This is a genomic window from Porcincola sp. LCP21S3_C12, assembly GCF_052118625.1.
Taxonomy (GTDB): Bacteria; Bacillota; Clostridia; order Lachnospirales; family Lachnospiraceae; genus Porcincola.
Genome location: NZ_JBQKGW010000040.1, coordinates 1 through 4724 on the forward strand (window position 1 = coordinate 1; position 4724 = coordinate 4724).

At 52.5% G+C, this 4724-nt stretch carries 8 protein-coding genes; all 8 read right to left on the reverse strand.

Annotated features, from left to right (window positions below; all coding sequences use genetic code 11):
- Window positions 1-361: 361 nt before the first annotated feature.
- A complete protein-coding gene (locus ACTQ1N_RS12315) occupies window positions 362-727 on the reverse strand; it encodes a hypothetical protein (protein ID WP_441476416.1) in 366 nt (121 codons plus the stop codon).
- A gap of 10 nt (window positions 728-737) precedes the next feature.
- The gene (locus ACTQ1N_RS12320) at window positions 738-1385 is read right to left on the reverse strand and encodes a major tail protein (RefSeq protein ID WP_441476415.1); all 648 of its coding nucleotides are present in this window, start codon (window positions 1383-1385) and stop codon (window positions 738-740) included.
- A gap of 12 nt (window positions 1386-1397) precedes the next feature.
- Window positions 1398-1715 carry a hypothetical protein gene (locus ACTQ1N_RS12325; RefSeq protein WP_441476414.1) on the reverse strand — a complete coding sequence of 106 codons (318 nt, stop codon included), beginning with the start codon at window positions 1713-1715 and terminating at the stop codon, window positions 1398-1400.
- A complete protein-coding gene (locus tag ACTQ1N_RS12330; RefSeq protein ID WP_441476413.1) occupies window positions 1712-2101 on the reverse strand; it encodes an HK97 gp10 family phage protein in 390 nt (129 codons plus the stop codon). Before ACTQ1N_RS12330 ends, ACTQ1N_RS12325 begins: the two co-directional genes overlap by 4 nt.
- A complete protein-coding gene (locus ACTQ1N_RS12335) occupies window positions 2098-2427 on the reverse strand; it encodes a phage head closure protein (RefSeq protein WP_441476412.1) in 330 nt (109 codons plus the stop codon). Before ACTQ1N_RS12335 ends, ACTQ1N_RS12330 begins: the two co-directional genes overlap by 4 nt.
- Entirely contained in the window at window positions 2427-2705 is a 279-nt protein-coding gene (locus tag ACTQ1N_RS12340) for a head-tail connector protein (protein ID WP_441476411.1), read from the reverse strand. The genes ACTQ1N_RS12335 and ACTQ1N_RS12340 overlap by 1 nt, the downstream gene beginning before the upstream one ends.
- A 19-nt stretch (window positions 2706-2724) precedes the next feature.
- Window positions 2725-3927: a phage major capsid protein gene (locus ACTQ1N_RS12345; RefSeq protein WP_441476410.1), complete on the reverse strand. Its 1203-nt coding sequence runs from the start codon at window positions 3925-3927 to the stop codon at window positions 2725-2727.
- Between the two features lie 13 nt (window positions 3928-3940).
- Window positions 3941-4724, reverse strand: a 784-nt coding sequence (locus ACTQ1N_RS12350; RefSeq protein ID WP_441956956.1) for a head maturation protease, ClpP-related, incomplete at its 5' end; no start/stop codon positions are given.

Sequence of the window (4724 nt, forward strand, 5' to 3'; positions counted from 1 at the left end):
GCCGTTAACTGCCGGCCTGCAACAGCAGGTCTTATTAAGGTTACTCTCTTTTTTGTTCTCAAGGTTCTCGAAATCTTCAAAAATCTGCTTGACAAACATTAGCAAGATTTAACAGCATCTTCCACTGGCTGTTGTGTCTTTTAATATTAACAGAGAAGCATGGTTATAACAATCTGAACAGCAGTTCATGACGCTATTTACCAGTTATCCATATCCTCCTGTGTCGCCACCTCGCAGTAGTCGCCGTTCTCATCGTTATCAGATTCTGAAAGCACATCAAATACCATGCCTTCCTCGATCATGGAAAGCTCCGGGAGGGTAAAGCCCAACTGCTTACAGCGGAGTAGATAGACCGCTGTGTTTACTTCCCGGTCAGTTGGGCGTCCTCTTTTTTTGGCTCAGTGGTCGCCATGCGGTTTCCGAGGTAGACTGCCACGAAGGAATCAAGTCCCTCGATCAGGCTCATGCCGTCGAAGCCTGCCGCCCAGTGGATGAAGTCATCGAGAGAAAGCTGAGAGGTGGGCGTGCTTTCTGCCTGCGCATGCATGATGTAGGCGAGCTTCGCTCCGACTAAGGTATCAAGGTTTGCGCTGGAGAGATTGTTCATCGTAACCATCAGATCCTCATGGAATACCATCCGGTAGAGGATTGCGGTCGCACCGTTTGCTTCAAAGGAGAACGGCTTTATGCTGCCGTCCTCCAGAGTCATTTCGATTTCTTTTCTCATGGTTTACCCCTTACTTTCCTGATGTTGAAGTGCTGGAAGTGCTACTCGTCCCTCCTGAAGCAGTAGAACCACTTGCGGCCTTCTTCGCCGGGAGATGGACGGAATCATACCAGCTCTTGTAGGTGGCTTCGTCCGTCTCGGAAGATGTGTCAGCCTTTACGATGTTTGCGTCGAGGTCCTTGTTGTAGATCGAGGATGCGTCAATCGTAAGGCTCTCGGTCTTGACGGATACCTTATCCTCCTTGGTCTGCGCTTCGATATCCGGACGGCTTGCCGTGCAGTTATAAAGCACATGTCGGATGGCTCTGGCATCGCCGACAAACTCAAAGAGCAGGGCGAAGGGAACAGGCTGTGCGTCCGCATTCTCCACGAACACGCCGTTTGAGTCCTTGATCTCGCCGAGGACATCTGTCTTGAAATCCTCCGGGACAAGGGCTGTTTCCAGATCGCCGTTGTAGCCGGTGTTGGAACTTGTCACGTAATACTTGATGTCGTCTGCGTAGAACGGTTCCTGGCTTCCCTGTGCCGAGAACTTGATCGACACGGCACCGGGCCATGCCTTAGGCTTGCCGTAACTAACCGTCCCGTCTTCCGAGGAAGAAAGCAAGGCGTAATGGACGTTTTTCAGGCCGTACCTCACCTTGTTTCTGTTACTCATGGAAACACCTCCTTATGGTGTGATCTGATAAAGTACTTCATACAATCTCTCGGATTCGATCCAGGTCTCGGACTTGAGATAAAAGACATCATGCCGTTTGAAGATTTCTTCCAGTTTCTTCTCAAGCTCGGGATGCTTTTTATCGGTGTAAAGCTCCACATTGATCTCCGGGAAAGCGGCATAGGAAATGTTATCCGCGCCGAAGATCTCCTCCGATGGACTTAAGAAAAGAAGAAAGGGCGGATCGGGAGACTCGCCCTCGGCAAAGTGATCATAAGCCAGAGGTATATTAGCTTCTTCAAGCATTGTTACAATCTCATCGTATGTCATGAACCTTCTCCCTTCTCCAAAGCGTCCGTGATCTCGTCCTCAAGTTCCTTTACGCCGTCTGCTTCCGCAGGGGCGATGTGAGGGATGGCAGCGACCCTGCCTCCGCCACGCTTGGCATGGCCATGCTCCAGAAGATGGGTCAGCTGATACCTCCCGGCATGGACAGTCATCACGAGCTTCTCGGCGTTCTCATCGGTCTTTGTCACCTTCCATGACTTCTTGTATTTTCCCGTTCGGACAGGGGCCTTGCCCTGTATCTCTTTCTTTACATTCTTCGCCGTCTTCTCCACGGCCTCCTTCATGGCATCTGTGGAGAGGCTTTTATATTCCTCGAGTCCTTCCATGATGGCGTCAGAGAGCTGTTCTGGTTTGATCTTTTCATTCATTTGCGCATCCTTTCGCAGTGGAATTTCATGCACTTCCTGTGGTTTCCCATCGGGTTTACGTAGAGGATGTTGTATGAGTTGTTTCCCGCCGTAATCCGAAAGCCGTCCGATGTGACCTCATCCAGCGCCTTGTACCACCGGACGGTAAAGTCGATCGTCTCCTTCGGCGTGGTAACGCCTGCCTCACTGGCCTCGTTTCCGGAGCCGGACGCTGTCGCATAGCAGGAGAAAAAATCCCGGTAAGCGTTCGTGTGGTTTCCGTATTTGTCCGTTACCACAGAGAGCTTCTGAAAAGTAATCCGGAGATTTAAGTCGGCAATCCGCATCAGAATTTCTCCTCCCTAATTCCAAATAAAAGAGCACGGAGGGTAATGACCAGACCGTGGTGGTCTGCCTCCTCCCTGTGCTCGTAAAGGTAAGCAATGGTATAAAGCTCCGCAGTCAAAAGGACAGCTTTGGAAGCTTCCGGCGCATCCTCTTTCGAATCCATTCTGCTGACCTCCCGGACGAGCAAGTCAGCGGTCTTTATGAGACCCTCAATCAGCGCGTCCTCTTCGGAGCTATCCACCCTTAAATACTGTTTCACCTCGTCCAGTGTCAGCATGACTTACAACCTCCTTTTATCAAGGCTTCGCATCCGTGCCGCCCGCCTTCATGATCTGCACGGCCTCCGGAAGAACCAGAAGACCATCAACACGCTCCTTGGCAACATAGCCGATCATGCCGTTTCCGGCAAAGAGCTCACGAAGCTCCTGCATGGAACGACTGCCGCGATCGCCGATGTTGTAGTAGCTGTAGTCGCCAAAGGCCATCACAGGCTTTCCTGCCGCAAGCTCCGGCGCAAACGCGCTGGTGTGAACCGCATAGCCAAGAAGTCTGTCCGGCTCCCCTGCCTGATAGGACGGCTGCCAGATGTAGGCGCCGTTGTTGTCCTTGAGCTTCCGGAGAGCTGCAAGAGTCTGGTCGTTCATGATGAACGATGCCTTCTTCCGGTACGGACGCTTCAGCGCATAGACCAGATCCAGCACATCGTCGGTGCCGAGCTTCGTGCCGGTGAGAGTCTTTGCGACCGTACCGCCGTTTGTCTCATCAAAGAGACCGGTGGGCTTCCCCTTCCCATCGCCGTTTAAGAAAGCATCCTCCTCGGCATTGGCAATGGCGATTCCAAACTGGGTGGTGATGTAGCTTGCAAGGTCAAACATGGAGTCATACAGAAGCTCCTCGGTCACCTTCACTGCCACATGGAGCTTATGCGCATCCATGATCTTCTGTCCGAACTTCGCGTCGGTAAACTGCAGTGCACCGCCCTCTTCGATCCATGCCGCGGTCGGCTTGGCTCCCGCGATGTTGATCTTGTGCTCACCGGAAGTCGTGATGTGGGTTGCAAGGCCCCGCATGATGTTCTCTTCATTCAGGACATCGATGAGGCGGTTGTCCCACTCCTCCGGAACGAGGTATCCGCCATCGGCATCCACACCCTCCTGCAGGATGTCGGAAACCTGATGGAAGTTCGTGCGCATGGCGGTCAGCATATCCTTGGCATACTGATCGGAAGCGCGTCCCTGCTTCTTAGGCTTATCGTTGCCTGCGGAAGGCATGTTGGAAAGAGGAGAAGAAGTCGGCTGACTCAGCTGTGCCTCGATGGCAGCCTGACGGTTCAGGCGATCGATCTCCTTGGTGAGATCCGTGATCTCCTTTTCCATACGGTCATACGTTTCTCCATCTGCGGCAGAAAGGACGCCGTTCTCTCCCCTGTGTGCTTCGAGGAAGGCTTTTGCTGCCTCCCACGCTCTTGCTCTCTTTGCAATCAAATCCTGTACGTTCATTGTGTTCTCCTCCTCACATCACTTTGTGCAGCAGATTCAGGCGATCCATCAGAGCATCCACGCTCCGGCCCTTGTCTGCAGTATCCTTAGCGATCGGTGCTTCCGATGCCTTGTTTCTAACCTTGTAGTGTTCCTTCACCTTGTTGGTAAATGCAGCCGCCATCTGACGACTGGAATAAAGAAAACCTGCAGCAAGCAGATCTTTATTCTTCTTGGGACCATCTGGTGCTTGCTCGGTTTTCTCTTCAGATTCCTCCGGATTTTTCTTGTCAGGATCGTCCTCTTCCGGTTTCTCTTCCTGCTCACTGCGATAGAGATCCGGTCGCTCCATCACACGGTCTGCAAAATGAAGCTCCACGGCCTTGCTCGCATCCATCCATGTCTCATCGTCCATAAGCTTACTGAGCTTGTTCTTGGAAAGTCCGGTCTTCTTGACGTAGGCATTCAGGATCGAATCCTTCACGGAATCGAGCATCGAGATGGCCTGCGCAAGATCATCCTTATCCCCCATTGCCATCGTGGACGGATTGTGGATCATCAGCATGGAGACCGGAGAGACAAGAACCTCATCTCCTGCCATCGCAATGACCGATGCCGCTGATGCTGCAAGGCCGTCGATCTTCACGGTGACCTTCCCGTCATAGGACAGAAGCATGTTGTAGATCTGTGCCGCCGCCCAGACATCGCCGCCCGGAGAGTTGATCCAGACCGTGATCGGTCCTTTCCCGGAATCAAGGTCAGACTTAAAAAGAGCTGGCGTGACGTCATCGTCAAACCAACTCTCCGAAGCAATGGTT